A 201-nucleotide genomic window follows, 5' to 3' on the forward strand; every position below is an offset into this window, starting at 1 on the left:
CAGGGCGAGTTCGCGGAGGGCATCGCGGTTTTGGAGGAGACGTTCGCCGCGGCCCGGGGCGCCGACGCGCATCCGGCCGGCCTGGCCCTGGCCGTGCACCACTTCTACGGGCCCGGCGATCTGCCCCGCGCGCTGGCCGTGCTGCGCGAGAGCGCCCGGCGGGGCGGCCCCTCCCCCGCGCTGTCGGCGTGGACCGCGACC

General features: G+C 79.1%; 1 protein-coding gene. It reads left to right on the forward strand.

The features are described from left to right. Nucleotides 1-201: hypothetical protein (locus tag GT354_RS15535; RefSeq protein WP_161356899.1), on the forward strand; the 201-nt coding region annotated here is incomplete at both ends.

Source organism: Streptomyces sp. SID3343 (genome assembly GCF_009865215.1).
GTDB lineage: Bacteria > Actinomycetota > Actinomycetes > Streptomycetales > Streptomycetaceae > Embleya.